General features: G+C 56.6%; 25 protein-coding genes and 1 pseudogene. 18 read left to right on the plus strand and 8 right to left on the minus strand.

Translation table 11 applies throughout. From position 1 onward, the window contains the following. Positions 1 to 166: 166 nt before the first annotated feature. Positions 167 to 1,051, minus strand: coding sequence for a transcriptional regulator GcvA (gene gcvA / locus AC6I6N_RS15015; protein WP_497943597.1), 885 nt, complete (start codon positions 1,049 to 1,051; stop codon positions 167 to 169). 145 nt (positions 1,052 to 1,196) lie between these two features. Between gcvA and AC6I6N_RS15020 the strand changes: the two genes are divergently transcribed. Genes AC6I6N_RS15020 through AC6I6N_RS15030 form a run of 3 tightly spaced genes read left to right on the plus strand, consistent with a single transcriptional unit; the run spans position 1,197 to position 3,383 of the window. Beyond that, a complete protein-coding gene (locus AC6I6N_RS15020) occupies positions 1,197 to 1,820 on the plus strand; it encodes a glutathione S-transferase family protein (protein ID WP_497943598.1) in 624 nt (207 codons plus the stop codon). Between the two features lie 12 nt (positions 1,821 to 1,832). Then, positions 1,833 to 2,864, plus strand: a complete 1,032-nt coding sequence (locus AC6I6N_RS15025) for an LLM class oxidoreductase (RefSeq protein WP_395028964.1) — start codon at positions 1,833 to 1,835, stop codon at positions 2,862 to 2,864. 18 nt (positions 2,865 to 2,882) lie between these two features. Next, complete coding sequence (locus tag AC6I6N_RS15030; protein WP_094198090.1) at positions 2,883 to 3,383, plus strand: GNAT family N-acetyltransferase; 501 nt, start codon at positions 2,883 to 2,885, stop codon at positions 3,381 to 3,383. A 265-nt stretch (positions 3,384 to 3,648) separates the two neighbouring features. Here AC6I6N_RS15030 and cml read toward each other — a convergent pair whose 3' ends face one another. Next, a complete protein-coding gene (cml, locus tag AC6I6N_RS15035) occupies positions 3,649 to 4,848 on the minus strand; it encodes a CmlA/FloR family chloramphenicol efflux MFS transporter (protein WP_497943599.1) in 1,200 nt (399 codons plus the stop codon). Between the two features lie 309 nt (positions 4,849 to 5,157). Continuing rightward, a complete protein-coding gene (locus AC6I6N_RS15040) occupies positions 5,158 to 5,598 on the minus strand; it encodes a helix-turn-helix domain-containing protein (protein WP_094198088.1) in 441 nt (146 codons plus the stop codon). A gap of 80 nt (positions 5,599 to 5,678) precedes the next feature. Between AC6I6N_RS15040 and AC6I6N_RS15045 the strand changes: the two genes are divergently transcribed. From AC6I6N_RS15045 to AC6I6N_RS15060, 4 genes are all read left to right on the plus strand, one after another. Then, positions 5,679 to 6,170 (plus strand): DUF2938 domain-containing protein, encoded by a 492-nt coding sequence (locus tag AC6I6N_RS15045; protein WP_497943600.1) that lies wholly within the window; start codon positions 5,679 to 5,681, stop codon positions 6,168 to 6,170. A gap of 28 nt (positions 6,171 to 6,198) precedes the next feature. Then, on the plus strand, positions 6,199 to 7,389 hold the full coding sequence (locus AC6I6N_RS15050) for an MFS transporter (protein ID WP_497943601.1): 1,191 nt from the start codon (positions 6,199 to 6,201) through the stop codon (positions 7,387 to 7,389). A 120-nt stretch (positions 7,390 to 7,509) separates the two neighbouring features. After that, entirely contained in the window at positions 7,510 to 7,830 is a 321-nt protein-coding gene (gene trxA, locus AC6I6N_RS15055; protein ID WP_497943602.1) for a thioredoxin, read from the plus strand. A gap of 156 nt (positions 7,831 to 7,986) precedes the next feature. Beyond that, positions 7,987 to 8,829, plus strand: coding sequence for an arylamine N-acetyltransferase family protein (locus tag AC6I6N_RS15060; protein WP_497943603.1), 843 nt, complete (start codon positions 7,987 to 7,989; stop codon positions 8,827 to 8,829). A 20-nt stretch (positions 8,830 to 8,849) separates the two neighbouring features. Here the strand turns inward: AC6I6N_RS15060 and AC6I6N_RS15065 are convergent, their stop codons facing one another. Then, entirely contained in the window at positions 8,850 to 9,404 is a 555-nt protein-coding gene (locus tag AC6I6N_RS15065) for a GNAT family N-acetyltransferase (RefSeq protein ID WP_497943604.1), read from the minus strand. A gap of 132 nt (positions 9,405 to 9,536) precedes the next feature. On the opposite strand from AC6I6N_RS15065, the gene AC6I6N_RS15070 reads away from it, so the two are divergent. Continuing rightward, positions 9,537 to 10,400 carry an AraC family transcriptional regulator gene (locus AC6I6N_RS15070; protein WP_230019421.1) on the plus strand — a complete coding sequence of 288 codons (864 nt, stop codon included), beginning with the start codon at positions 9,537 to 9,539 and terminating at the stop codon, positions 10,398 to 10,400. Positions 10,401 to 10,561: 161 nt separating this feature from the next. Here AC6I6N_RS15070 and hutC read toward each other — a convergent pair whose 3' ends face one another. Beyond that, on the minus strand, positions 10,562 to 11,293 hold the full coding sequence (gene hutC, locus AC6I6N_RS15075; RefSeq protein ID WP_094198084.1) for a histidine utilization transcriptional repressor HutC: 732 nt from the start codon (positions 11,291 to 11,293) through the stop codon (positions 10,562 to 10,564). Positions 11,294 to 11,578: 285 nt separating this feature from the next. On the opposite strand from hutC, the gene hutU reads away from it, so the two are divergent. From hutU to AC6I6N_RS15095, 4 genes and pseudogenes are all read left to right on the plus strand, one after another. Beyond that, positions 11,579 to 13,294, plus strand: coding sequence for a urocanate hydratase (gene hutU / locus AC6I6N_RS15080; RefSeq protein ID WP_497943605.1), 1,716 nt, complete (start codon positions 11,579 to 11,581; stop codon positions 13,292 to 13,294). A gap of 18 nt (positions 13,295 to 13,312) precedes the next feature. Beyond that, positions 13,313 to 14,848 carry a histidine ammonia-lyase gene (gene hutH, locus AC6I6N_RS15085; RefSeq protein ID WP_497943606.1) on the plus strand — a complete coding sequence of 512 codons (1,536 nt, stop codon included), beginning with the start codon at positions 13,313 to 13,315 and terminating at the stop codon, positions 14,846 to 14,848. A gap of 464 nt (positions 14,849 to 15,312) precedes the next feature. After that, positions 15,313 to 15,693, plus strand: a pseudogene (locus AC6I6N_RS15090) (type II toxin-antitoxin system RelE/ParE family toxin); the annotation flags it as partial. Beyond that, complete coding sequence (locus AC6I6N_RS15095; RefSeq protein ID WP_035269706.1) at positions 15,680 to 15,982, plus strand: helix-turn-helix domain-containing protein; 303 nt, start codon at positions 15,680 to 15,682, stop codon at positions 15,980 to 15,982. The pseudogene AC6I6N_RS15090 and the gene AC6I6N_RS15095, both read left to right, overlap by 14 nt. Positions 15,983 to 15,992: 10 nt before the next feature. Here AC6I6N_RS15095 and AC6I6N_RS15100 read toward each other — a convergent pair whose 3' ends face one another. From AC6I6N_RS15100 to AC6I6N_RS15110, 3 genes are read right to left on the minus strand one after another with little or no spacing between them, the layout of a single operon-like run. Then, positions 15,993 to 17,414 carry a formimidoylglutamate deiminase gene (locus tag AC6I6N_RS15100; RefSeq protein ID WP_497943607.1) on the minus strand — a complete coding sequence of 474 codons (1,422 nt, stop codon included), beginning with the start codon at positions 17,412 to 17,414 and terminating at the stop codon, positions 15,993 to 15,995. After that, positions 17,411 to 18,640, minus strand: coding sequence for an imidazolonepropionase (gene hutI / locus AC6I6N_RS15105; protein ID WP_108728362.1), 1,230 nt, complete (start codon positions 18,638 to 18,640; stop codon positions 17,411 to 17,413). Before hutI ends, AC6I6N_RS15100 begins: the two co-directional genes overlap by 4 nt. A gap of 4 nt (positions 18,641 to 18,644) precedes the next feature. Continuing rightward, positions 18,645 to 19,250: a HutD/Ves family protein gene (locus AC6I6N_RS15110; protein WP_497943608.1), complete on the minus strand. Its 606-nt coding sequence runs from the start codon at positions 19,248 to 19,250 to the stop codon at positions 18,645 to 18,647. 295 nt (positions 19,251 to 19,545) lie between these two features. Between AC6I6N_RS15110 and AC6I6N_RS15115 the strand changes: the two genes are divergently transcribed. The 6 genes from AC6I6N_RS15115 (at position 19,546) to aspS (ending at position 26,155) form a co-directional block, all read left to right on the plus strand. After that, a complete protein-coding gene (locus AC6I6N_RS15115; RefSeq protein ID WP_108728364.1) occupies positions 19,546 to 20,742 on the plus strand; it encodes an aminotransferase-like domain-containing protein in 1,197 nt (398 codons plus the stop codon). Positions 20,743 to 20,952: 210 nt separating this feature from the next. After that, a complete protein-coding gene (gene ubiA / locus AC6I6N_RS15120) occupies positions 20,953 to 21,897 on the plus strand; it encodes a 4-hydroxybenzoate octaprenyltransferase (RefSeq protein ID WP_094198463.1) in 945 nt (314 codons plus the stop codon). Between the two features lie 38 nt (positions 21,898 to 21,935). After that, positions 21,936 to 23,195 carry a putative Na+/H+ antiporter gene (locus AC6I6N_RS15125; protein WP_094198077.1) on the plus strand — a complete coding sequence of 420 codons (1,260 nt, stop codon included), beginning with the start codon at positions 21,936 to 21,938 and terminating at the stop codon, positions 23,193 to 23,195. A 204-nt stretch (positions 23,196 to 23,399) separates the two neighbouring features. Further along, on the plus strand, positions 23,400 to 23,663 hold the full coding sequence (locus AC6I6N_RS15130) for an FmdB family zinc ribbon protein (protein ID WP_094198076.1): 264 nt from the start codon (positions 23,400 to 23,402) through the stop codon (positions 23,661 to 23,663). Between the two features lie 11 nt (positions 23,664 to 23,674). After that, complete coding sequence (locus tag AC6I6N_RS15135; protein WP_094198075.1) at positions 23,675 to 24,325, plus strand: DUF502 domain-containing protein; 651 nt, start codon at positions 23,675 to 23,677, stop codon at positions 24,323 to 24,325. A 42-nt stretch (positions 24,326 to 24,367) separates the two neighbouring features. Then, positions 24,368 to 26,155: an aspartate--tRNA ligase gene (gene aspS / locus AC6I6N_RS15140; protein ID WP_094198074.1), complete on the plus strand. Its 1,788-nt coding sequence runs from the start codon at positions 24,368 to 24,370 to the stop codon at positions 26,153 to 26,155. Positions 26,156 to 26,161 lie beyond the last annotated feature (6 nt).

Consider the following 26,161-nt stretch of genomic DNA (forward strand, 5'->3'; position numbering starts at 1 on the left):
ATATCGGGGCTGTTGAAGTGGTGGTGTTACATAGGCTGGATGGGGAAGCGATCATGCGCTGTTTTATTTTCCCTTCTGCTCTGAGAGAGCAGTTATTGTTACCACCACCATCACAACAACTACTACAGCCGCAGCAGCCGCAGCGGGAAGAAGCCTGGCGACCTTGCTATAGCTGTGCCTGTTCAATGATCCAGTCACTAAAGGCACGGACCTCTGCTCTTTGCGTCGTACTGGGCAAGGTCACCAGGTAGTAGGCAAAGCGGGCTGGCCAGGGCTTGTCCAGCACTTGCACCAAGCGGCCTGCGGCGATTTCATCTTGCGCATACTCCTGCGGTATCAAGGCTAGTCCCAGGCCCGCAATCGCACCGCGAATCAGCAAGTAATCATCCTCGAAAGCCGTGCCGCGATCGGCGCGCGCATCGTCCTTTACCCCGTGGGCAGACAGCCAAAGTGCCCAGTCGGCCCGGTCGGCATCCTGCAGCAATGGCCATGCCAGGCAATCTGCCGGTTCCTGAATGGCCGGCTTGTCTTTCAGCAAAGCGGGGCTGGCTACAGGCAGCAGGACAGGGGCCATCAAGGGCTCGGCCTGCAAGCCGGGATACACGCCCAAGCCGTGGCGAATGGCGATATCGACGTTGTCGCGGCGCAGGTCCACCAGCGTGGGGGAGGCCTCCACACGGATTTCGATATCAGGATGCTGTTGCTTGAAGTCGGCCAGCCGGGGAATCAGCCAGGAAGCGGCAAAGGAAGGCACGGTACTGATTGTCAGTGTCTTGCGCTGCTTGGTGGCGTCTAGCGTGTGCATGGCCTGTTCGATCTGGTCAAACGCCGTCAGCAGGACAGGGTAGACCTGTTCACCTGCTTCGCTCAGGCTCATTTTGTGGTGGCTGCGCACGAACAGTGTGACGCCCAAGCGATTTTCCAGCAGCCGGATTTGTTGGCTGACTGCGCCCGAGGTCACGCCCAGTGCCTGGGCGGCCAGCTTGATGCTGCCGTGGCGTCCGACTTCGGTAAAGGCGCGCAGAGCCTGCAAAGGAAAGACAGGATTCATGGTTTAGTTTATCTAAATCTATAAAGCAGATTTAATCGTTTTTCTTTATTCGTATAGCTTGGGAAAATGGGCTTCTGAATCGTTTTTAAAGTTTAGCTTATCTATATGCAAAAGAAGAGCGAACTTGCCGTTTGGGAGCCACACCATGATTGATCTGTACACCGATAGTTCGCCTAACGGCTTTAAGGCAACCATCGCCCTGGAAGAACTGGCGCTACCGTATCGCCTGCATCATGTGCGTATTGATGCGAATGAGCATAAGCAGCCGCAGTTTCTGGCCTTGAATCCGCATGGACGTATCCCGGTGATGAAGGACAATGAAACGGGCATTGTCCTGTTCGAGTCTGCCGCGATCTTGTTGTATTTGGCAGAGAAAACCGGCCAATTGCTTTCAAACGATCCCCTGCAACGCTGGGAAACGATCAAATGGCTGCAATTTCATTCCTCCAGCGTGGGGCCGATTCTGGGCCAGCGCGTGCACTTCGAGCTGTTCGCCCAGGAGAAGATTCCGGCCGCTATCGAGCGCTACCGCTGTCTGGTGAATGATCTGTTCACCGTGCTGGATACACGTCTGGCAGACCATCCTTATCTGGCAGGACAGGACTACTCCATTGCCGACATTGCGCATTTTGGCTGGACGCATATTGCGCGAATTATCGACTTTGATTTCAGCCAGTACCCGCACATGAGCGCCTGGCATGAACGTGTGGCCCAGCGCCCAGCCGTTCGTAAAGGCATCACCTTGCCTGAACCTGCTACCGGCGCTTGAGGAGAAAACATCATGACGATTGAAACAAGCCAGACTCAAGGCTCATCTTTCCCTGCCTTTGCCACTCATCCCGGTTATAGCCGCATGTTTGCGCCGGGTTGTCTGACCATGGGTATCTTTCTGCCCCTGCGTTTTTATCAAGGCGATATGAGTGTGCTGGCTGGGCAGGCGGCGCTGGTAGAGGAGATAGACCGCCAGGATTTTGCGGCGGTGTGGGTACGTGACGTGCCTTTGTATGACCACAGCTTCGGGGATGCGGGGCAAGTGTTCGACCCCTTTACCTATCTGGCTTTTTTGGCTGCTCGCACCAAGCGGGTGGCCTTGGCCACGGGCAGTACGATTTTCTCCTTGCGTCACCCGATCGACCTGGCCAAATCCGCCTTCACCATTGACCAGTTATCGGGCGGACGCCTGGTGTTGGGTATTGCTTCCGGGGACAGGCCCGTGGAGTTTCCCGCCTATGGCGTGGAGCGAGCCGAACGGGCAGAGCGTTTCGCGCAGGCTGTCAGCTACTTCCGTCAGTTAACGCAAGCGGGGCAATTGAATATCGACTCTCCGCTAGGCCGCTTTGATACGGCAGAGCTGCTACCCAAGCCCGTGCATGGTTCCATTCCTTTGATTGTCACCAGTTCCTCGGGACAGTCGCCCGAATGGATTGCAGAACACGCCGATGGTTGGTTGACCTACCCGGAAGCGACTCATACGCCGCTGGGCCCGCAAAAGCTGGCTGCGAAAATTCGGGCCTGGCGCGCCCGGATTCCAGATGGCGGCTTTCGTCCGCATATGACCAACGAGTGGCTGGATTTGGTGGACGACCCTGATTATCCACGCACCCCTTTGCGCGGTGGCTTTACACTGCGTACCGGGCGCAAGGGGCTGATTACCTTGTTGGAGGAATGGCAGGCAGCGGGTGTGAATCATGCCGCTTTGGGTATTCAGTTTTCGCAGCGACCGGCGGCGGAAATTGTCCAGGAGCTGGCTGAATATGTGCTGCCGCATTTTGCCTCTCACCAGGAGCAGCCAGCCCTTGCAACAGCTTGGTAGCGACAGGGGAATACAAGCATGACTAGCAGTGCAGAACAGCCCGGAGCCGATGGTATTCAGATCCGGGATGTACAGCCGCAAGACCGGGCTGCCTGGGAGCGGCTGTATCGGCAGTATGCCGAGTTTTACAAAGAACCCATGAACGAAAATATCTTGGCTCGGACCTGGTCCTGGCTGTTGGATGCGCGGCATCCTTTGCAGGGCAAGGTGGCAACGACGGCGGATGGTGCGTTGCTGGGCCTGGCGCATTACCGTCCTTTCCCGGAGCCTTTGTTGGGCAAGGAAGCAGGCTTTCTGGATGACTTGTTTGTATCTCCTGAACAGCGAGGCAGCGGGCTGGGCCGTCGTTTGATTGAGGCCGTCGCCCAAGCCGGTAAGGAGCAAGGCTGGCCGTTTCTGCGCTGGATCACGGCGGCTGACAATGCCCAGGCGCGGAGGCTGTACGATGGTCTGGCTCAGGCAACAGCGTGGGTGACGTATGACTTGAATCTGGAGAAGGCTGGCGATACACAGAACTGAGAGTGTCTGTTCTGCTCGATGGTGAGCGTGATGGTTTGTCGCGCAAGTCTTTTGCGGGCTATTTCGCTAGAAGAAACCCGACGACTTGCAGACTTAATGTCCGTAATCCCAGCCCTAAGAACACATAAGGGCTGGGATTACGGACATGGGTACGCTTGATTGCCTTATTGTCCGCCATAGCTCGCTCCTGGAATTATTTATGAAAAGTGAAGACGGGTGATCCAAATGAAGGGAAGACTTATCGAAAGCCTTCCCTTTTTTATCTTCAAACTTCGCGTTTGACTCTTGCCTCCAGCAGCATCAAAGCCAGTAAAACCACACTGCTCATTCCTAGTCCAAAGACCACCAGCGGCCAAACCGTATCCCCATTTAGCAGGGTCACTGCCAACGTACCGATCACGCTAACGATCAGGCTTTCCACGCAAAAGTAGATCGCCACGGCGGAACCGGCCACGTCGTTGAATTGAGCCAAGGCGCCATTGGCGGTGACGGATACGGTCATCACAATGCCAATGGCGGCCAGCCACATGGGCAGGATAAAGCTGGCAAAGGAGGGATCCAGCCAGCGTTGTCCGGCTGCCAGTAGCAGGACGGCAAGGGCGATCAAGCCCATGCCGCGTTTCAGGCTCCCGGCTGTGCCCCAGCGAGCAACAAAGGTTTTGGACAGGCGGGTGGTGGCAATCATCACCAGGGCAACACTGGCAAAGGCCAGGCTAAAGCCCATTTCCGAATAGCCCGCTTGTCCGATCAAGACTCGTGGCGCGGTCGAGAAGTAGACAAAAAATGTTCCCATCCCGGTAGAGAAGCCCAGGGTGTAGACCCAAAAGGCCGGGCTTTTGAGTACGGCCAGTGCGGACTGTTGTGAATGTATTGGTTTGGCAGGTCGCGTTTCTGGCCATTTGAGCAGTGCATGGATCCAGGCCAGCAGTCCTATGCCAGCCAGACTCAGGAAGATGGCCTGCCACCCGCTTGCACGGGCAATCAAAGCACCGGCAATCGGCCCCAAGGCGGGGACAAAAGCCAGGATGGAGCTGAACAGGCTATAGATCACTACCCCTTCAGGGCGATCGGCATAGACATCGCGCACTGTGGCAAACAAGGCCACAAGGGTGGCCGAAGCCCCCAGTGCTTGCAGCACCCGAAAACCCACAAAAGCCCAGGCGGAGCTGGACAGGGCGGCGGCTGTTGAAGCCAGCACGAACAGGGCGGCCCCTGTCAGCAAAACAGGCCGTCGGCCTATGTGATCCGACAGGGGGCCAAAGATCAGTTGCCCGGTACCCAATAGCAGCATGTACAGGCTAAGGGTTAGTTGGATGACGGCTGGGGTCGTGCCTAGAAGCGCCGGCATGGCCGGGACGACGGGCAGGTAAATATCCATCCCCAGGGAGGCGAGGATGTCGAAGGGCGCCATCAGCAGCAAGGCGGCTGGCAGCGTAAAAGCCCAGGAAGAGCGTGAGGAAGACATAACAAAATTACCACTCGAAAAAGAAATCGGGCGGCGTCTGTTTGTTATCAATCAGCGGGATTGGAAGTACAGAACGCCGCAACAAGACAGAAGCTTGTTGCGGCTTATTCAGTTGCTGACTTAGTGCTCGTCATGTAGACGGCTCCTCACTTAAATAATTTGCTGGGGGGTGTTGGCGAAATGCGGTACGTGTACCGGTCAGCGCAATCCCCAAGAGGGTATATGGCCTTGTTGCGGCAGTTGCCCATTATAGGGGGAGGTTTTTATGGCTTTGAAGCTTCAACCCAGTATGGCTGTTGCGTTTCTGTCCTATCCGGTTTTGGCAAGACGCACTGCCTCGCTGGAGTTGCCGGTCTTGTTCTTCTTCACCCGGATGGCGGCAGCTTTCAGCAAGCGCTGGAATGTCGGGCATTGCGTATGGTTGACGGCGGGGCAGTGGGCAGCGTGGCGCAAGCCTTCGCTCATGGCTTTCAGGCGCTTGATGGTGGCATCCAGTTGATCGGCCTTGGACAGCAGCAATTGCCTGTCTACCTGCGCAGCCCCATCGGGAGGCAGCATGGCCCGTATTTCGTCCAGCGATAAACCACCCGCTTGCCCCAGGGCAATCAAGGCCAGTTGATCCAGCACTTGTGGTGTAAAACGGCGTCGTTCACCGGGGGCGCTGACTGCGCTGATCAGGCCCTCCTTCTCGTAATAACGCACGGTGGAGGAGGGCAAGCCGGTATGTTTGGCGACTTCTGAAATATCCATCGTGTACCTATTGACTTGAAGTTGACTTCAACTTCTATGATCACTCAAAACAAGGTGCTTATCAACGGAAAGGATTGCCAATGTTATCGATCAATGAGTGGGTGCAGGTGATGCTGATTGGGGTCGGAGCCACCATTTTTATGGATATTTGGGGCTTGATTCAAAAGGCGATGGGCGTTGCTACGCTGAACTACGCCATGGTGGGCCGCTGGGTCGGGCATTTGCTGCGTGGCCAGATTACGCACAGCCATATCGGCAAGGCTGAACCGATTGCGGGGGAGTCTGCCCTGGGCTGGTTCATTCACTATGCCGTGGGCATTGTTTTCGCCTTTTTGCTGCTTGCGGTCTACGGGACTGCGTGGCTGCAGGATCCCCGCTGGCTGCCCGCTGTCATGGTGGGCACGGTGACGGTGGTGATGCCCTTTTTTGTCATGCAGCCTGCCATGGGTGCCGGAGTGGCTGCATCGCGTACCCCTACGCCTTGGATCAATCGTTTGCGCAGCGTGCTGACACACGCAATTTTTGGTCTGGGCATGTACCTTGCCGCCTTGCTGACCAAGCACGTGGCCTAAGGCGATGTAATTTGTTTGGACATTTGTCATGAGTAGCCTGAAAACTACCGGAACCATCCCGTCTGGCGTCTATTTGCTTGCCCTGAGCCTGTTTGCCATGGGCAGTGCCGAGTTTCTGATGGGCGGCATCCTGCCCATGATTGCAGAAGATCTGCGCATTTCCTTGCCTACCGCAGGAACCCTGATTTCAGCCTTTGCGGTGGGGGCGCTGATTGGTGGTCCGCCTTTTGCGATCCTGGCCTTGCGCTGGCCCAGCCGCAGTGCCCTGTTCATCAGTCAGCTGGCTTTTATTGCGGCTACGGTGGTCAGTTTGCTGGCACAGGGCTACTGGGCCATTTTGCTGGCGCGCTTTGGCATGGGTCTGGCCTATGCCTGTTTCTGGTCCGTGGCAGCGGCCACAGCTGTGCAGTTGTCGCCACCGGATCGCCGCGCCAAGGCCTTGTCCATTGTGGTCAGTGGTTTGACGGTGGCTATGGTGTTGGGCGGCCCGGCGGGTACGTACATCAGTGAGGCGACAGGCTGGCGAGGCGGTTTCTGGGCGGTGATTGCGGTCACCGTAATTTCCGCGGTCGCGGTCTTGCTGGCCTTGCCCAAGCACACTGCCAGTGATGCAAAAGAGCCGGATCTGGTCACTGAATTGCGTGCCATGAAGCGTCCCGCCCTGTGGGTGGCCTATGCCACCACCATGTTCACCACGGCTGCGTATATGGGCACCTTTGGCTATATCGCCGCCTTGCTGATGGAAGTCAGTGGCTTGAATGCGGAATGGCTGCCAGCGGTCCTGATCCTGTTCGGTGTCGGTGCCTTCATCGGTTTGACGATAGGTGGCCGTACCGCTGATAGTCAGGCGCGTGGAACCTTGGTCGCGGGGGTTATTGGCTTGATTATCAGCTCGGCCATCATCGCCTTGTTTGCCGCTTCGGTGTGGGCAATGGTTGCCATGGTGTTCATGCTGGGCCTGGCAGGTTTTCTGTTGAACCCGGCAGTGTGGGGGCGTGTGTATGTGCTGGCACCGGATGCACCCATGTTGGCAGGAGCCACCAACGCCTCCGCTTTTCAGGCTGGTTTGACCTTGGCTCCTTTGCTGGCCGGTATTCCGATCAGTCTAGGCTACGGCTTGGCCTCGGTTGCCTGGGTGGGTGTCATCATCGCGGTGGTTTCCTTGCTGTTGGCGAGGCTGGATGCATGTTTAAGCCGTACGGCGGCTCACTCCAGGTAGAAGACTGGTCAGGCCCACTGCCGGGACCTTGTTTGCTTGCATGATTATTGCCTTTGATCGCCGCGATACCGTGGCGATCTGGAGCGGACATCTCGCCCTTACCTTATGGAGTCTCCATTCATGCTCAAGATACTTAATAACGACAATTTTGATGCCGAGCTGGGCCAGACATCCCATGTGTATGCCGTGCGTTTCTGGGCGCAGTGGTGTGGGCCGTGCCGGGTGATGGCACCCATTTTCAATGCTTTGGCGGACGACATGCAGGGCCGCACCCAGTTTGGTGCGGTGGAGCTGGACAAGTCGCCGGACCTGGCCGTGCGCTATGGTGTCCAGAGCATTCCGACCGTGTTGCTGTTCAAGGACGGCATGGTCATTGACCGTCTGGTGGCTGCGGTTCCCAAACAGAATTTGCTGAACTTCGTCAGTCAGCATAGCGCTTGAGCCACCAAGGGTCTGTCGCTTTGCTGGCAATGGGGTGTCGGTAGGGTGGCAGACCCGGCTCACCGGGTGCAAGACAGCTTTAGGCGGTCGTTTTGCCTGTATAAACAGGTGGAGCAGACCACCGTTTTTCATAATCGCGATTTTTTGAGGTGTCAGATGACTGCCATTTCTACAGCGGCTTTTCTTGATTCTTACTTTGCCCGTATCGGCTATCAGGGGCCGGTAGAACCGAGCCTGGAAGTGTTGCAGCAGCTGCATGTGCTGCACCCGCAAGCGATCCCTTTTGAGAACATTGCGCCCTACCGGGGAGACAGTGTGCCCCTGGATCTGGAGGCCATTGTGGACAAGCTGATTCAGCGTCAACGAGGCGGTTATTGCTTTGAGCACAACACGCTGTTTCTGGCGGTTTTGCAGCAGATGGGCTTTAACGTCACGCCCTTGATTGCCCGTGTGCGCTGGCAAGTCCCCGCCGAGGTGGAAACCGGCCTGACGCATATGTTGCTGCGAGTCGAGATTGAAGGCCGTAGCTGGTTTGCGGATGTGGCTTTTGGCTCCACCACGCAAACGGCGCCTTTGGAGTTTGTGCTGGAGACGCCGCAAACAACGCCACATGGCATGTATCGGATTACGCAGGCTGGAGAAGTGCTGAGCTTGCAGTTCCAGACCCTTAGTGGCTGGCAGACGGTGTATCAGTACGGCTTGGCGCCGGCCTCGCAGATCGATTTTGAAATCGGTAATTGGTATACCTCGACCTATCCGCAGTCGGTGTTCTTGAACAGCCTGCTGATCAGCCGCACCCAGCCCGGTATACGCGAGCTGATGGTCAATGACACGTATACGCAGCGGACCAATGCGGGCCTGTCGCAACGGCATCAATATACGGATGCGGCATCCTGGGCTGAATGCTTGCAGTCACGCTTGGGCCTGACATTAAGCATCGAAGAAGCCCAGGAGCTGTTCTTGTGTGTGAGTCAGTCCCAGGATGCCGCTTCCAACTGACCGGAGGATGATGGCTGGGATTAGGCCGGTTGTTTGGGCAAGGCCCGCCATTGCTGGACCGTAATACGGCTGATGTGTTCAGTCCGGTAGTCCTGCAGGAACTGGTTGTACTTGTTTTCCTCGGTGTGATGATGGCGAAAGCCACACTTGGCTTGCGCAATTTGCGATTGGGTATTGTTGGCAAAGTAGCCACACCACAGGGCCTTCAGTTTCAGCGTTTCAAAAGCGTGTCGCATCACTTCGCGCACGGCCTCGGGAATCAAGCCTTGCCCCCAGTAAGGCACGCCAATCCAATAGGCAATTTCGCCTTCTTCTGCACTGATCTCGAAGTTGCTGTTCTTGCCGATCAGGATGCCAATACAACCGACGGCGCGGCCATTGTCCTTGTGTACGACGGCATACACTTCGGGCATATTGAAAACGGTGCGGATAATTTCGGCACTTTCCTCAACGCTGGTATGAACCGGCCAACCTGCAATCGGGCCGACTCGTTCATCTTTGGCGTATTCGTACAAATCCTCGGCGTCGCTGTCCTGCCAGGGGCGTAAAATAAGTCTTTCTGTTTGAAGTTTCATTTTGTTTACTCACGGTCAAGCAGCAAACAGAATAGAAGCTGGCGGGTTTGACGAACAGAGCGGGACCTTGGCAGTTTCGGTACTTTTAGAAAGTCTTGCCTGTTGTTAGCCAGTCAAGGACAGTTCAGCCCCATGCATCACATTCCACAATTATTCAGCGCCCAAGACGGCTGCCTGACGGGCGAGACAACGCTGTCCGAAGGCGTGGGCATGCCTTTGTCTTTTGGTCATGCCTATATGACCTTGATGATCTGCCTGTCGGGTCGCGCCCTGGTCAGCCTGAACTTCAAGGATCAGGTCGTACGTACCCATGATGTGCTGGTGCTGGCCGAAGATACGATGACCTTGCTGAAACGACGCTCGCAAGGCTTCAAGGTGTTTTTCCTGTTGATGCCCAAGAACCTGGCGTCAGAAGTGGCTTATCCGCTGCCCAATTCCCTGTTTGTGTTCCTGCACGACAATCCCTTGTGTGTGCCCCTGCAAAAGGATCGGGCTTTGCTGGCCGCATGGCTGGTGCAACTGCGCCAGATTGTGCAGGCCCGAGGGCGGTATCAACACATCATGCTGCGTAATCAGCTGCAGAACTTCTTTCTGCGTATTGCCGAGCAGATTCCGTCCGAATACCAGGGTAGCCAGTCGTTCAGCCGCAAGGAAATGATCAGTTGGCGTTTCTGGGAGCTGGTAGGCCAGCAATGTCGAAAGCACAGAGAGGTGAAGTTTTATGCGGATGCGCTCAATATCACGCCGTTTTACCTATCCCAACTGAGCAAAGAGTTCTTCAACGACAGCCCCAAGGCCTTGATCGACAGACAGGTGGTTCTGGAGATCAAGGCGCTGCTTTCCTACAGCCAACTGGCGATTGGGCAGATTGCCGATCAGTTGAGTTTTGAGGATCCCTCGTATCTATGCCGTTACTTCAAGCGTCACACAGGCTTGTCGTTGACCCGCTATCGCCAGCATGAGCAGGCCCGTTCCGGTGTGGTGGCAATAGGCTGATAGAGGGACGGTGGGGGTTGCAAGTGATCAGCTCAAGGGCGGGTCGTGCCTGGTCAATACGATAAGAAAATGGCAATGTTGTATGGCTCAGGAAGGCGAGAAGTCTGTCCGCCTGATCGACGCGTTTGGGACTCAAACTCCAGGCGGAGCAGGTTTACAGCCTACATTTTGCCGGTGAATTTATAGCGGTCGCCAGGGTGCCACAGTCTTGCGTGAGTTGTGAACTGCTCGCTGGAGAAGGTGCGGCGGTCCATCACCAAACAGGGCTGCTGCTCTTTCATGTGCAGGGCTTGTGCGATTCTGGCGGGAGGCACCAGCACTTCAATGCTGTAAAAGCCGGTCGGCAAGGGGGCAACCCGCAGCAGATACTCGTTAGGCGTGATCTGGCTCCAATCCTGCTCCATGTAATCTGGGGCCATGTGCGCATCCACCAGACGATCTTCATATTGGATGGGCAAGCCATTTTCTGCATGAACAATAATGGAATGAAACAGGGCTGAGCCCGGTGCAATGCCATACAAGCGCGCTTGAGCCGGGCTGGCCTGCAGCCGCTCTACGCTCAGCACCTGACAGCTATGTTGGTGGCCGCGCTCCCGTATGTCCTGCGCGATGCTGCGTATCTCGATCAAGGTGGACTGGAATTTGGGCTGCGCCACATAGGTGCCCGAGCCTTTGATGCGGACCAGCAACTTGTCGGTGGTCAGTTCACGTAGAGCGCGGTTGACCGTCATGCGTGACACACCAAACTGCTCGCATAAAGCCAGTTCGGTGGGAATCAGATCGCCTTCGCGCCATTGGCCGGATTGGATTTTTTCCAGCACAAAATTTTTGATTTGCAGGTAGGCGGGTAACGCCGATTCGGAGGGCGTATTGCTCGTCTGGGGGGCATCCATTCTTATGCTTTCCTGTAGGACGTGTCCACACTCAAAAGGGCCTCGCGCAGACCAGATTTAAGGTCGTGAACTGGACAGTGAGTGAAGCCATGCTCACGGTCATGAGCTTATGCAAGACTCTGCTTGGTATATGTATAGACAACTTGAAAAAATGACTATACATTGACGTGAGCTTACAAGAAAACCGTTGTTTTGTCGGCGCCTGGGCCTGCCATCAGTGTGTGGAGCAGCCTGCCAGATAGAACCAGCGCGTACCCAGAGACACCTCAGACGGAGGACATCACCATGCCAGATCATCACACTTCGGCGGCCCGCCAAGATCCTCGTTTCGATCCTGCGCGGCAGATTCATGCTCCCACGGGGACACAGCTTAGTTGCAAAAACTGGGTGGCGGAAGCCGCATACCGCATGATTCAGAACAATCTGGATCCAGCCGTGGCCGAGAATCCGCAACATCTGGTGGTATACGGCGGCATTGGGCGTGCAGCCCGGAACTGGGAGTGCTACGACCAGATTCTGGCCAGCTTGCGCGAACTGGAGGATGACCAGACCTTGCTGATTCAGTCCGGCAAGCCGGTGGGCGTATTCCGTACGCATAGCGATGCACCGCGTGTGTTGCTGGCCAACTCGAATCTGGTGCCCAAATGGGCCACGTGGGAAAAGTTTCACGAGCTGGATCAGGCCGGTTTGTTCATGTACGGACAGATGACGGCAGGTAGCTGGATCTACATTGGCAGCCAGGGCATTGTGCAAGGCACCTACGAGACGTTTGCCGAGGCAGGCCGTCAGCATTTTGGTGGTTCGCTGGCCGGGCGCTGGATTCTGACCGCTGGCCTGGGAGGCATGGGCGGTGCGCAGCCCTTGGCCGCGACCTTTGCTGGAGCGGTATCGCTGACGATTGAATGCAAGCAAAGCCGTATCGACTTCCGTTTGCAGACTCGTTATTTGGATAAGCAGGCGCGGGATCTGGACCATGCGCTGGAGCTGATTGCTCAGCACACGGCCGCCAAGGAGGCCGTGTCGATTGGCTTACTGGGCAATGCGGCTGACGTGCTGCCTGAGCTGGTGCGACGCGCCCAAGCCGGTGGTTTGAAACCTGATCTGGTCACAGACCAGACCTCCGCCCACGATTTGCTCAATGGCTATTTGCCTTCGGGTTGGACGGTGGAGCAGTGGCAGGCGGCGCAGCAAGATCCCGCTCAACATGCTCGTATTCAGCAAGCGGCTGCCAAGTCTTGCGTGGTCCATGTGCAGGCCATGCTGGATTTCCAGAAAATGGGTATTTCGGTTGTGGACTATGGCAATAACATTCGCCAAGTCGCGTTTGATGAAGGCGTGGCCAATGCCTTTGACTTTCCCGGTTTTGTGCCCGCCTATATTCGCCCCTTGTTTTGTGAGGGCAAAGGCCCATTCCGCTGGGTGGCCTTGTCGGGCGACCCGGAAGACATCTACAAAACCGATCAAAAAATCAAAGAGCTGTTTCCGGACAATCAGCACGTGCATCGCTGGCTGGACATGGCGCAGGAACGCATTGCTTTCCAGGGCCTGCCTGCACGAATTTGCTGGCTGGGGCTGGGCGAGCGTCATCGCGCCGGTCTGGCCTTTAATGAAATGGTGCGTAACGGCGAGTTGAAAGCGCCAATTGTGATTGGTCGTGACCACCTCGATACCGGCTCGGTGGCCAGCCCCAATCGCGAAACTGAAAGCATGCGTGATGGCACGGATGCCGTGTCGGACTGGCCTTTGCTCAATGCCTTGTTGAGTACCGCAGGCGGGGCTAGTTGGGTTTCGCTGCACCACGGGGGCGGGGTGGGTATGGGCTACAGCCAGCACGCGGGTATGGTGATTGTGGCCGACGGTAGCGAGCAGGCGGCGGCCCGTCTGGAGCGGGTCTTGATTAACGATTGCGCCAGTGGTGTGATGCGTCATGCGGATGCAGGCTACGAGCTGGCGATTCAAACGGCCAAGAGTTTCGGGCTGACATTGCCCATGATCAAGTAAGAACAACAGGACAGATAAATGAGCAAGCGTATCGAACTTTCGCCCGGCGCACTGACCTTGGCACAACTGCGCCAAATCTGGCAGGAACCGACTGTTCTGACTCTGCCGCCAGAGGCGATCGGGGCCATGGATGCGTCCTCGGCCATTGTGGCCAAGATTATCCGTGAAGGTAATCCCGCCTATGGCATCAATACCGGTTTTGGCAAATTGGCCCAGCAACGCATTCCCGACCACGATCTGGAGCAGTTGCAAAAGAACCTGATTTTGTCGCACTCCGTGGGAGTGGGTGAGCCGGTGTCCGATGCGGTTGCGCGCTTGATCATGGCTATGAAAATCGCCAGTCTGGCACGGGGATTTTCGGGTATTCGCTCGCATGTGGTCACGACCTTGCTGGATATTTTGAATGCGGGCGTGGTGCCTTTCATTCCGTCCAAGGGTTCCGTGGGCGCATCGGGCGATTTGGCACCTTTGTCGCATATGACACTGACCCTGATCGGTGAAGGACAAGCCAAGTGGCAGGGTGAATGGATGCCGGCCCAGCAGGCTTTGGCCAAGGCCGGTATCACCCCGATTGTGCTGGCTGCCAAGGAAGGGTTGGCGCTGATCAATGGCACGCAAGTGTCTACGGCCCTGGCACTGAACGGCCTGTTCCGCGCCCAGACCTTGTTCCGCAATGCGATTCTGGCCGGTGCCTTAAGCGTGGACGCCGCCAAAGGCAGCGATGCGCCTTTTGATGCGCGTATCCATGAGGTGCGTGGGCAGCCAGGACAGATTTACGCGGCCCGCCTGTATAGGGAACTGCTGGCCGGCAGCCAGATTCGTCAGTCGCACCGGGACAATGACAACAAGGTGCAGGACCCCTACAGCTTGCGTTGCCAGCCTCAGGTCATGGGCGCGATTCAGGATCTGATCGCGCAAAACGAACGTACCTTGCTGACCGAAGCCAATGCCGTCACGGATAACCCGTTGGTGTTCCCCGGTAAGGATGGCGAGCCGGATCAGGTGCTTTCAGGCGGCAACTTCCATGCCGAGCCGGTCGCGTTTGCCGCCGATGGTTTGGCGCTGGCCATTGCTGAAATGGGGGCCTTGGCAGAGCGTCGAGTCGCCTTGCTGATTGATGCCAGCATCTCCGGACTGCCTCCGTTCCTGGTGCCTTCCGCAGGCCTGAATTCGGGCTTCATGATTGCCCATGTGACGGCGGCGGCTTTGGCCTCGGAAAACAAGTCGCTGGCCCATCCCGCCAGTGTGGATAGCCTGCCTACTTCGGCGAATCAGGAAGATCACGTCAGCATGGCAACCTTTGCGGCGCGCAGGCTGGAAGACATGGCACAGAACACGGCTGCGATTGTGGCAATTGAATTGTTGTGTGCGGCACAGGGCATTGATTTTCATGCGCCTTTGCTGACTTCGGCGCGTTTGCAGAAGGTGCAGGATGCAATTCGTCAGGCCGTGCCTTTCTACGATCAGGACCGTTATCTGGCTCCCGATATCGAGGCCCTGAAAGCCTTGGTGCTGGACGAAGGTTTGGCAGCGACGGCGGCGGATCTGTTTTAGTTTTCATGAAGTACTGCTGATTGTTTTTGTCTCCACGAACTTGTCCCTGGCCTGGATCACCAAGCCGGGGATTTTTTTGTCGCCGGGCCGCCCCAAGACAAAAAGCTCCCCCTCGGGGGCAGCAAGCCGAAGGCGTAGCGTGGGGGGGTTGCTTCACGACGACTCCAGCATTGCATTTCGCTGGACTACACCCTGCCGGCACAAGTCCACGCTGAATGCTACGGCTGCTGCTGCGTCCCATACGTAGGCAGGCACGGTATCCGCTATCGAGCGATGACCTGTATTGCCAACTGAGGTGTGCCAATCAAGATGGATATAAAGCTCACAAGTCACATGGCTGTGGCGATGGGTATGCGCTATGTTCATAACGAGGCGTGGAATGCGGCTGAGCGGGTGGTGAATCGGTTGTTCCACGGCGAGAGATTGATAAGTGTATCCGATACGGGTATAGTTTGGAGGTCGATATGACGTGCGTTCTCAAGCGCAAAGACTTTGCACGATGGCAGGCGGCCGAGAAGCTGCCCGATATTGCCTTGTGCAAGGCAGTTCAGGAGATGGAAAGCGGTTTGATCGATGTGGACTTGGGGGGCGCCTTATACAAGAAGCGGGTAGCTCGCCCTGGTGGTGGCAAAAGCGGCGGCTATCGCAGCTTGCTTTCGGCCAGAATAGGTAGCCGTTATGTGTTCTTGCATGGGTTCTCCAAGAGCGAGAAGGGGAACATCACGCAGGATGAGAAGAAAGCGCTGCAATTTGTCGGTAAGGTGTTCTTGGGTTTGTCCCCTGAAGCCTTGTTTAATGCATTGCAGGCTGACGTGTTATTGGAGGTGCATTGTGAGCAAGATCATCGAATCGCTACGCGGCGACCTGGCGGCGCTCCAGGAGGCAGGAGCGATTGGCAAGGTGACGATGCGCGAGTTTGACGCGATTTGTCCGCCGCCAGTTCGGGAGTTCGATGCAGCCGACATCAAGCGGCTGCGAGAAGGCTTGAAGTTCAGCCAACCGGTATTTGCGCTTTATTTGCATACCACGGCATCGACCATACGCAAGTGGGAGCAAGGTGAAACCCATCCTACCGGCCCGGCGCTCAAGTTGCTGAACATCATTGCCGACAAGGGCTTACAGGCCATTATCTGATTTTTTGTATCTAAGCCTTGTTCAGTAGACTACTCAGCGTTTCTTGATAGGCGGCAAAGGCCGCTTCTTCCTGCGGATGATGGCCCTCTGTCACATAGGCCTTACCACTGACGAATACATCACGAATCGGGTTGGCGTGGGCGCGTTCCGAAAAGACCAGAGCTGATAGCCAATGCTGCTTCTCCAGCCCCGCCAGACTGGGATGTTTCAGATCAATCACCATCAAATCCGCCTGATAACCGGGGCTGAGTTGTCCGCTAGCGCGCCCGGACGCCTGTGCACCACCGCGCGCGCAGGTTTCAAACAAGTAGTCCGCCACAAAAGGCTGTTGGGTTGAAGTCAGCACATTGCGTTGCTGGCTGATTAATCGTTGACCATATTCCAGCAAGCGTAGCTCGGCGCGCCAGTCCACGCAGATATGGCTGTCCGAGCCTATACCCATATGACCATGCTCGGCCAGAAAGGCGGCAGCGGGGAACAGGCCATCGCCCAGATTGGCTTCGGTGGTCAGGCACAAGCCGGCTACGGCACCGCTGCGGGCAATTTGCTTGCGCTCTTGCTCGTCGATATGAGTGGCGTGGACCAGACACCAGCGTTCGTCCACGTTGAAGTTGTCATACAGATAAGCCACCGGGCTGCAGCCTTTGACGTCCTGGCAGGCCAGCACTTCGGCCATTTGCTCGGCAATGTGGATGTGAATCGGGTGGCGTGATGGCAGGCTGTGCAGGCCGTCGATCAGGGTATTGATGGAAGCAATATTGGTGGCGCGCAGGGAGTGGGGCGCAATACCGTAACGCCGGTCAGCATTCAACGGGTGGCTGGAGTGCAAGGACTCCAGCAGGTACAGCAACTGTGTGGGGCTATTCAAAAAGCGTTGTTGATCCTGGCGGGGAGCCTGACTGCCGAAATTGCTGTACTGATACAGCACGGGCAGCAGGGTAATGGCCAGTCCGCTGGCGCTGGCCGCTTCCATGACGCCTTGGGCCAGCAGACTTATGGGCGCGTAATTTTGGCCGTCGCGCTGGTGATGCAGGTAGTGGAATTCGCACACGCTGGTATAGCCTGCTTTTAGCATCTGTATATAGAGCCAATGGGCAATGGCCTGCATGTGCTCGGGTTCCAGACGGGCGGCGAAGCGGTACATCAGGTCACGCCAGCTCCAGAAACTGTCCTGGCCTTGTCCCCGGAATTCAGTCAGCCCGGTCATGGCGCTTTGAAAAGCGTGTGAATGCAGATTGGGCATGCCCGGCAGTGCGGCGCCCAGTGCCTTATATACGGAGCCTGCGGTGTCTATGTCTTGTTGGTTGGCCTCGGGGAGAACATGCGTCAGCGTACCGTCCAGGTCCCAGCGCAGCAGTACATTGGCCTGCCATTGGCTGTCCAGATAGGCCCAGGGGGCCCAGAGCGCATCATAGTGCCGCAGAATAGTCATGGTGATTCCTTACGCAGGTCACGGCTGATGATTCCTTGGTACACGACCAGGGCACAGCGTGGCAGGCCCATCCAGTAGACCAGCTCGGGCAGGGAGTCTATATCCCAGGCAACAAAGTCGGCGCGGGCCCCGATACTCAATTCACCGCTGATATTCGGGGCACCCAGGGCTTTGGCGGCATGGCGGGTGACACCTGCCAGGGCCTCAGGGACTGTCAGCTTGAAAAGCGTGCTGCCCATGTTCAGCATCAATAATAGGGAAGCACAGGGGGATGTACCGGGGTTGCTGTCGGTGGACAGGGCCATGGGCACGCCGTGTTTACGTAGCAATCCGATAGGGGGCAACTGAGTTTCACGCAGGAAGTAGTAGGCACCGGGCAGGAGTACGGCCACGGTTCCTGCTTGCTTCATGGCGATGACACCGGCCTCATCCAGATATTCCAGATGATCGGTAGACAGGGCGTGGTAGCGTGCTGCCATTTCTGTACCGCCCAGGTTGGAGAGCTGTTCGGCGTGCATTTTGACGGGCAGGCCCAGGTCTTGGGCTGCTTTCAGGACGCGCTCGGACTGCTTCAAATCAAAGGCAATGCGCTCGCAAAAGACGTCAACCGCATCGATCAGTCCTTCTTGTGCCAGCGTGGGCAGCATGTGATCGCACACCAGATCCAGATAGGCATCGGTTTGCCCGGCAAATTCAGGGGGCAGGGCATGGGCCCCTAAAAAGGTGGTACGTACGGTTACCGGACGCAACTCACCCAGACGACGGGCCACACGCAGCATCTTGCGCTCGCTCTCCAGATTCAGGCCGTAGCCGGATTTGATTTCGATCGCGGTGACGCCTTCGTCCAGCAAAGCATCCAGACGACGCAGGGCCTGGGCCAGCAGTTCGTCCTCGCTCAAGGAGCGGGTGGCGTTAACGGAGGACACAATGCCCCCGCCCTGACGGGCGATGTCTTCATAGGAGGCCCCTGCCAGCCGCAAGGCAAATTCCTGGGCGCGGTTATCGCCGTAAACCAGATGAGTGTGGCAATCGATCAGGCCTGGAGTGACCCAGCGGTTTCCCAGCCTGTGTTCTTCTGTGGCTTGCTGCCACTGTGCGGGCAGAGCATGGCGCGGGCCCATCCAGGCGATACGGCCTGCTTGTTCGACCAGGCAGGCATCTTCAATGACTTGCTCGGGGTCGGCGTTGGGGGCCAAGCGTAAATCAGTCCAAAGTGTGTAGCGCATGGTTTCATTCCGTGGGAGCGATATAGGCGTAGACCAGTGGAGCATCAGCGTGCTCGGCCTGCAGTTGCAGCGACAAGGGGGCGGATGTGCTGCCTGTCAGGGCCTGCCCGGTGTTCAAGGTCCAGCGATGTATGTCGGACTGGAGCTGGTAGCCGCCTTGCGGTGCATACAGAAAGTGCGTGCCTGCGGCCAAGGTCATGGGAACATTCCGTCCTTGCCAGGCTTGCAGGCTGCCCTGGGCTCGGCCCCGGCGCAGCATCAGATTCAAGTCCTGCGTGGGCCCGAGCGGTAACACGCAGGCCACCCGGTCCTCGCCCGCGAAGGCGTAGGGCTGGAAAGGGTGCAGCACATGAATGTGGTCATGGTGGGTTAGCTGCATGTTGTCGCCTTTGATCAACATGATGTGTCGATCTATGCCGGGAAAGCGTGAAAAATCGCCGGAAGTGTGGACCTGGGCCAGGCTGATGCGCCAGTCAAAGTGCTCATAATCGGAATGCTTTGGGGAGCACCGTATTTCGTGCGTGGTGCCACCACCGTTTTTCCAGGGCTGCGCGGGCAGGCTGCTGATGTTTAGCAGGTCAAGCAAAGTGGCAGGGTGAGGGTCGCTCATGGTGGCATGGCTCCGAGCAGGTTTTTAATTGTATATACAATAGCTGAGTATAGACAAAGTGCGACGATTGCCTTGAAGGGGAGATCGATTTTTCAGGGTAAATCCCGAGCTGATACGGTTTGGCTACTTGCGCTGCAAGCCGCTTGGTGGCAAGGTATACGCTAATAAACCCGCGTCATAACTCATTCAAAGGTGCAGGATGCCTGGTTTGTCCGGCATCCTGCGTTCATTGTTGCAAGCTAGAAAGTTTGCATATGAAGTATTTAATCGTTCTTCTTCAGGACTTTTCCGAATCATGGATACCCTCTCGCAGTCTTTTACCTTTTCCCAACGTGCCCAGAAACTGAGTGGCTCCGCAATTCGTGAAATTCTCAAGGTCACTGCGCGTCCCGAGATTATTTCCTTTGCGGGCGGTCTGCCCACTCCAGTTGGCTTTCCTGTCGAGGAAATGCAAAGCGCGTGCAACAAGGTACTGAGCGAGCAGGGTCGTGTGGCCTTGCAATACGCCACCACGGAAGGCTATCTGCCCCTGCGCCAGTGGTTGGCAGAACAAATGAGCGCCGAAGGCTCCCCTGTACACGCCGACGAAATCCTGCTGGTGAACGGTTCGCAGCAAGCGCTGGATATGCTGGGCAAGTTGTTCATCGACGAGGGCAGCAAGGTGTTGGTGGAATCGCCTACTTACCTGGGTGCCTTGCAGGCTCTGTCGGTGTACGACCCTTCTTTTGTGGCGATTCCTACCGATGGTCAGGGCATGATTCCCGAGTACGTGTCGGCTCCTGAAGCTATGGGTGCCCGTCTGCTGTACGCACTGCCTAACTTCCAGAACCCGACCGGCCTGCGTTTGCCCTTGGAGCGTCGTCAGGATCTGGTGGAACGATGTGCTGCCGCACATATCCCAATCGTTGAGGACGATCCCTACGGTGAACTGCGTTACGCTGGCGAACGCCTGCCCAGCTTGCTGTCTTTGGGCCGCAAGGCAGGTGCCACCGTGATTCGTCTGGGCACCTTCTCTAAAGTTCTGGCTCCCGGCCTGCGCCTGGGTTACATCGTGGCTCCTGCCAAAATCATCGACAAGCTGGTGCAGATCAAACAGGCCACGGACTTGCATACCTCCACGTTGACGCAGATGGCGGTTTACGAAGCCGTACATAACGGTTTCCTGGAACAGCACCTGCCCAAAGTGCGCGATATTTACCAGAAACAGTGCGCCATCATGCTCGATGCGATGGACAAGAACTTCCCGGACACGGCCCAATGGACTCGTCCTGAAGGTGGCATGTTCATTTGGGTGACCTTGCCCGAGCACGTGGATGCCACGGCCCTGTTGCAAAAAGCGATTGAAAATCTGGTGGCTTTTGTGCCTGGCGAGCCCTTCTACGCGGGCAAGGACGTCAAGCGCAACACCTTGCGCCTGAGCTTTGCGACTGTGCCCGAGGAAAAAATTCGCGAAGGCATCGCCATCTTGGGTAAACTCATCAAAGAAGCCTGATGGGTTTTTGGCAGGCAATGGACGCAGACTGATGGTCTGCGTCTTTTCACGCGCTGGCTGGGCCAGCGTTGTGGTTTTCAAGGGTCGTCCATTTTGCTCTCTTTGCTCCTGGAGCATGAGCAGGTTCCTGGAATCCACCGCATACCCTCAGCCAGAGGGTATGCCTGTTTCTAGTCTATGGCTCAAGGCCTGGATTTAGGTTTTACCTCTATGACATCTCCATCCGCTTCGGAGTCTTCTCCGCGCCCAGATCTGTCCGATATGCGCCCCACCAATGACTGGGTGGCCCGTTATTTGCCCGCCTCCTGGGGGCCTTATGCGCGCTTGTGCCGGCTGGACCGGCCTGTGGGCACTTGGTTGACCCTCTTGCCCGCCCTGGCCGCTCTGGTGCAGGCGGCGGACGGTCTTCCTACCTTGTGGCGTGTGGTGATCTTTTCCCTGGGTGCCTTGTTGATGCGTGGCATTGGCTGCTGCTTTAACGATATGGCGGACCGCAACTTTGATCACCAGGTTGAACGCACCCGTTTCCGGCCTTTGACCAGCGGGCAGCTCACCATGCGCAAGGCCGTGATCTTCGTGCTGGCGCAGATGGCTGTGTGTGCCTTGCTGCTTTTTGCCATCAATGAGTACAGCCGCTGGCTGGCGCTGGCCCTGTTTCCCATTGTGATGATCTACCCACTGTGCAAGCGCTTTACCTATTGGCCGCAAGTGGTTCTGGGGATCTGTTTTAACTGGGGCATGCTGATGGCCTGGTCCGACACGCAGAACATAGTGCCTTTGGGTGCCATCCTGATGTGGGTGGGCGCGATTTTGTGGCAGGTAGGCTATGACTCCATCTATGCCTATATCGACGTGGCCGACGATACCAAGCTGGGTCTGCACTCGACCGCCTTGCGTTTTCGTGAGGCCGGCAAGACCTGGATCAGCGGTTTTTATATAGCTGCCATGTTGTGCTGGCTGGTAGGCGGTTTGCTGTTGGACGAGCGGATTTTGTATTACGCCGTGATGGCGGTTATTGGTGCCCATCTGCTGTGGCAGATGAAACATTTTGACGTGCGCTATCCCGAACGAGGCCTGCGCCTTTTCCGTGCCAACATCTGGGTTGGTGTTTTGCTGGTGGTGGCCGCGTTGGCGGGCACAATCAGTTTGGTTTGATACGCAGCAATTTACATAAAGCTTTAAAGGTTCGAAGAATGGCTTCTCCTCTTGAGTATGTTGCAACGGCGCTGTTTGCCATTGCCATCGTCCACACCTTCTCGGTTCCGGTGTTTGCACGCTTGGCCAATAAAGGCGGCAGCCATGCAGGGCTATGGCACATGTTGTCCGAGGTCGAAGCCGTGTTTGGCGTCTGGGCCTGTGTGCTGGTGGCTTATATGGCCGTTTTTGTGGACTTGCAGTCGGCCATCGAGTATTTGGAGAGCCGCAACTTTACCGAGCCTATGTTCGTGTTTGCGATTATGGTGGTTGCCGCCAGCCGCCCGATTCTGGAGCTGGTGAACAAGATCGTGTCGGTGCTGGCACGAGCGGTACCCGTGTCGAACCAGATTTCCACTTACTTCATCACCATTTCCGTGGTGCCGTTGGTGGGTTCCCTGATTACCGAGCCCGCTGCCATGACCTTGGCGGCCTTACTGCTGCATAAGGCGTATTTCCGCCATCAAGGCCATGCCGGTTTCAAGTATTTGACCGTGGGTGTGCTGTTTGTGAACGTGTCCATTGGCGGCGTCTTGACCGCGTATGCGGCACCGCCTGTCCTGATGGTTGCCAGCACGTTTGGCTGGGACAGCGCCTTTATGGCGACGCATTTTGGTTGGCGCGCTATTTTGGCCGTCTTGATCAATGCCACTTTGGTCACACTGATTTGCCGTAAAGCTTTGCTGGAAATGGGGCAGGGCATGCCCGAGCCCAGCCAAACCCAACGCCCGGTACCGATTGGTGTCATGGCGGTTCACGTGGCTTTCCTGATAGCGGTTGTGCTCGGTGCGCATCACCCCATTGTGTTCATGGCGTTGCTGATGCTGTTCATTGGTTATGCCCATTCGTACAAGCATTACCAGAACCCTTTGCTGGTGCGTGAAGGTCTGATGGTTGGTTTCTTTCTGGCCGGTCTGGTGGTGCTGGGTGGTTTGCAAAAATGGTGGTTGCAGGATTTGCTGGGCGGCCTGTCGCCGACGGTGCTGTTCTGGGGTGCAACGGCCTTGACCGCTGTGACCGATAATGCTGCCTTGACCTATCTGGGCTCTTTGGTTGAAGGTACGTCGGACATTTGGCGATACATGCTGGTGGCAGGTGCTGTAACTGGCGGTGGCTTGACCGTGATTGCCAATGCACCGAACCCCGCTGGCTTCTCCATTTTGAAAGGCAGCTTCCCGGACGGGGCCATCTCACCCCTGCGGCTGCTGCTTAGCGCCGCAGCACCGACCTTGATTGCTGCCTGCCTATTTTTGATCTAAATCGGATGGCCGCCGCAGGCGGCCTGTCTGGCGGGGTGAAGTTCAGTGCGATTGCACCCCAAAAAGGGCTAAAATCACGTCAGAAGTGCCCCTGTGAACTCTTTTCGGGTTCTGTTTGAGCGGGTCCCCAGCTTGAAATTTGCTGGTATCGACCCTACTTATTTATCTCTCGAAGTTTGTTTCGGCTTTTTGTTAGGATGAGTCGTGCCTATCTATGCGTATAAATGCAGCTCGTGCCAATACGAAAAAGATGTGCTGCAAAAAATGTCGGACCCCGTTTTAGAGGTTTGTCCAGAATGTAATCAGCCTACCTTTACCAAACAGGTAACGGCGGCAGGATTCCAGCTCAAGGGTACGGGCTGGTATGTAACGGATTTTCGTAACCAGGGTGGCAGCAAGTCCGCGGACAGTGGCGCTACGTCCACGCCTGCGCCTGCGGCGACACCCACGTCCTCATCGTCCAGCTAACACCACTTCTTATGCGCCCCTTCAAGCGTTATTTCGTCACTGGCCTGCTCATTTGGGTGCCCTTGGTCATCACCGTCTGGGTGATGACTTTGCTGATCGAAACGCTGGAGAGCGTGGTTCCGGAGTTTCTGTCTTCGCAGGCCCTGTTCGGCCTGCGAATTCCCGGCTTTAGAATTGTGCTGGTGTTGGCGGTCTTGTTTGGTACGGGTTTACTAGCGGCCAATTACCTGGGCCGTGCGGTGGTGGATCGTTGGGAATTGCTACTTGGGCGTATTCCTTTGGTGCGTTCCATTTATAATTCGGTCAAGCAAGTCAGTGATACGGTGTTGGCACCCGATGGTCAGGCGTTTCGCGAAGCCGTTCTGGTGCAGTATCCCAGGGCTGGCTCCTGGACCATTGCTTTTTTGACCGGAGTACCGGGCGGACAAGTGGCGCAGATATTGGGAGACGACTTTGTCAGCGTCTACGTGCCCACAACACCCAACCCAACTTCCGGTTTTTTCCTGATGATGCCTCGGGCCGATGTACACAAGCTCGACATGACAGTGGATGCGGCGCTTAAATACATCGTATCCATGGGTGTGGTCGGCCCTGCCGAGTCGATCGCCTTACCCCCAGTTTCTGACCAGTCTGAAGGGACACCTCCCTTGGCTGGAACCTGAATTTTCCAATTTGCAGTTTTTACTATTTCGGAGTCATCCTAGATGCGTACGTGTTATACCGGCGAGGTTTCCAAAGAATACCTGGGCCAGACGGTCAATTTGTTTGGCTGGGTACATCGTCGCCGCGACCACGGGGGTGTGATTTTCATTGATCTGCGCGACCGTGAGGGTCTGGCGCAGGTTGTCGTCAATCCTGACAACGTGCAGGCCTTTGAAGTGGCCGAACGTATCCGTAATGAGTACTGCCTGCGCATTACCGGCCGCGTTCAGGCCCGTCCTGAAGGCACCGTCAACCCGGATCTGCGTTCGGGCGAGATCGAAATCGTGTGTGATGAGATCGAAATCCTGAATGCCTCGGTCACCCCGGCTTTCCAGTTGGATGATGACAATCTGTCCGAAACTACGCGTCTGACGCATCGCGTGCTGGATTTGCGTCGTCCGCAAATGCAGAACAACCTGATGCTGCGCTACAAAGTGGCCATGCAGTCCCGTCGCTATCTGGACGACCTGGGTTTCATCGATATTGAAACCCCCATGTTGACCAAGAGCACCCCTGAGGGCGCTCGCGACTATCTGGTTCCCTCGCGTGTGAACGCGGGCGAATTCTTCGCATTGCCTCAGTCGCCCCAGTTGTTCAAGCAAATGCTGATGGTCTCGGGCTTTGACCGCTACTACCAGATCACCAAGTGCTTCCGCGACGAAGACCTGCGCGCTGACCGCCAGCCAGAATTTACCCAGATCGACTGCGAAACCTCTTTTCTGAACGAAGAGCAGATTCGCGAGATCTTTGAAGGCATGGTCACGCACATTTTCCGTACGGTGCAAAACGTGGAACTGCCTACGTTCCCCACCATGAGCTGGACCGAGGCCATGCAGCGCTACGGTTCGGACAAGCCTGACCTGCGCGTCAAACTGGAATTCGTGGACGTGGCTGATCTGATGCGTGAAGTGGACTTCAAGGTCTTTTCCGCCCCAGCCAATGACCCATCCTGCCGTGTGGTTGCCCTGCGCATTCCTGGTGGTGGCGCCATGCCCCGCAGCGAAATCGACGCCTACACCAAATTCGTCGGTATCTACGGTGCCAAGGGCCTGGCTTACATCAAGGTCAACGATGTTGCCTCGATTCCTGAAGGCTTGCAGTCGCCGATCGTCAAGAACATCCATGTTGACGTTCTGAAGCAGTTGATGGAGCGCACGGGCGCCCAGAACGGCGACCTGATCTTTTTTGGTGCGGACAAGGCCAAGATCGTCAACGATGCGATCGGTGCCCTGCGTATCAAGATCGGTCACAGCGAGTTTGGTAAAGAGAACGGTCTGTTTGAGGAAGGCTGGAAGCCTCTGTGGGTGGTGGACTTCCCCATGTTCGAATACGACGAGGGCGAAAACCGTTACTTTGCGGCTCATCACCCCTTCACCAGCCCCAAAGACGGCCATGAAGACCTGTTGGAAACCGATCCCGGCAAGGCCTTTGCCAAGGCATACGACATGGTGCTGAACGGTTGGGAAGTGGGCGGCGGTTCGGTCCGTATCCACCGTGCCGACGTTCAAAGCAAGGTGTTCAATGCCTTGAAGATCGGTCCTGAAGAAGCACAACTGAAGTTCGGCTTCCTGCTCGACGCGCTGCAATACGGTGCGCCTCCACATGGCGGTCTGGCTCTGGGCCTGGATCGTCTGGTCACCTTGATGGCCGGTGCCGATTCGATTCGTGATGTGATTGCTTTCCCCAAGACACAGCGTGCTCAGTGTCTGCTGACCCAGGCCCCATCGGCTGTGGATGAGCAGCAACTGCGTGAGTTGCATATTCGTCTGCGGGCTGTTGAAAACAAGTAAGTCAGA

Source organism: Alcaligenes sp. LTN-3 (assembly GCF_059735605.1).

Excerpts from the sequence above, each read along its gene's own strand:
- gcvA (WP_497943597.1), bottom strand. The coding sequence starts at position 1,051 with ATGAATCCTGTCTTTCCTTTGCAGGCTCTGCGCGCCTTTACCGAAGTC.
- AC6I6N_RS15020 (WP_497943598.1), top strand. The coding sequence starts at position 1,197 with ATGATTGATCTGTACACCGATAGTTCGCCTAACGGCTTTAAGGCAACC.
- AC6I6N_RS15025 (WP_395028964.1), top strand. The coding sequence starts at position 1,833 with ATGACGATTGAAACAAGCCAGACTCAAGGCTCATCTTTCCCTGCCTTT.
- AC6I6N_RS15030 (WP_094198090.1), top strand. The coding sequence starts at position 2,883 with ATGACTAGCAGTGCAGAACAGCCCGGAGCCGATGGTATTCAGATCCGG.
- cml (WP_497943599.1), bottom strand. The coding sequence starts at position 4,848 with ATGTCTTCCTCACGCTCTTCCTGGGCTTTTACGCTGCCAGCCGCCTTG.
- AC6I6N_RS15040 (WP_094198088.1), bottom strand. The coding sequence starts at position 5,598 with ATGGATATTTCAGAAGTCGCCAAACATACCGGCTTGCCCTCCTCCACC.
- AC6I6N_RS15045 (WP_497943600.1), top strand. The coding sequence starts at position 5,679 with ATGTTATCGATCAATGAGTGGGTGCAGGTGATGCTGATTGGGGTCGGA.
- AC6I6N_RS15050 (WP_497943601.1), top strand. The coding sequence starts at position 6,199 with ATGAGTAGCCTGAAAACTACCGGAACCATCCCGTCTGGCGTCTATTTG.
- trxA (WP_497943602.1), top strand. The coding sequence starts at position 7,510 with ATGCTCAAGATACTTAATAACGACAATTTTGATGCCGAGCTGGGCCAG.
- AC6I6N_RS15060 (WP_497943603.1), top strand. The coding sequence starts at position 7,987 with ATGACTGCCATTTCTACAGCGGCTTTTCTTGATTCTTACTTTGCCCGT.
- AC6I6N_RS15065 (WP_497943604.1), bottom strand. The coding sequence starts at position 9,404 with ATGAAACTTCAAACAGAAAGACTTATTTTACGCCCCTGGCAGGACAGC.
- AC6I6N_RS15070 (WP_230019421.1), top strand. The coding sequence starts at position 9,537 with ATGCATCACATTCCACAATTATTCAGCGCCCAAGACGGCTGCCTGACG.
- hutC (WP_094198084.1), bottom strand. The coding sequence starts at position 11,293 with ATGGATGCCCCCCAGACGAGCAATACGCCCTCCGAATCGGCGTTACCC.
- hutU (WP_497943605.1), top strand. The coding sequence starts at position 11,579 with ATGCCAGATCATCACACTTCGGCGGCCCGCCAAGATCCTCGTTTCGAT.
- hutH (WP_497943606.1), top strand. The coding sequence starts at position 13,313 with ATGAGCAAGCGTATCGAACTTTCGCCCGGCGCACTGACCTTGGCACAA.
- AC6I6N_RS15100 (WP_497943607.1), bottom strand. The coding sequence starts at position 17,414 with ATGACTATTCTGCGGCACTATGATGCGCTCTGGGCCCCCTGGGCCTAT.
- hutI (WP_108728362.1), bottom strand. The coding sequence starts at position 18,640 with ATGCGCTACACACTTTGGACTGATTTACGCTTGGCCCCCAACGCCGAC.
- AC6I6N_RS15110 (WP_497943608.1), bottom strand. The coding sequence starts at position 19,250 with ATGAGCGACCCTCACCCTGCCACTTTGCTTGACCTGCTAAACATCAGC.
- AC6I6N_RS15115 (WP_108728364.1), top strand. The coding sequence starts at position 19,546 with ATGGATACCCTCTCGCAGTCTTTTACCTTTTCCCAACGTGCCCAGAAA.
- ubiA (WP_094198463.1), top strand. The coding sequence starts at position 20,953 with ATGACATCTCCATCCGCTTCGGAGTCTTCTCCGCGCCCAGATCTGTCC.
- AC6I6N_RS15125 (WP_094198077.1), top strand. The coding sequence starts at position 21,936 with ATGGCTTCTCCTCTTGAGTATGTTGCAACGGCGCTGTTTGCCATTGCC.
- AC6I6N_RS15135 (WP_094198075.1), top strand. The coding sequence starts at position 23,675 with ATGCGCCCCTTCAAGCGTTATTTCGTCACTGGCCTGCTCATTTGGGTG.
- aspS (WP_094198074.1), top strand. The coding sequence starts at position 24,368 with ATGCGTACGTGTTATACCGGCGAGGTTTCCAAAGAATACCTGGGCCAG.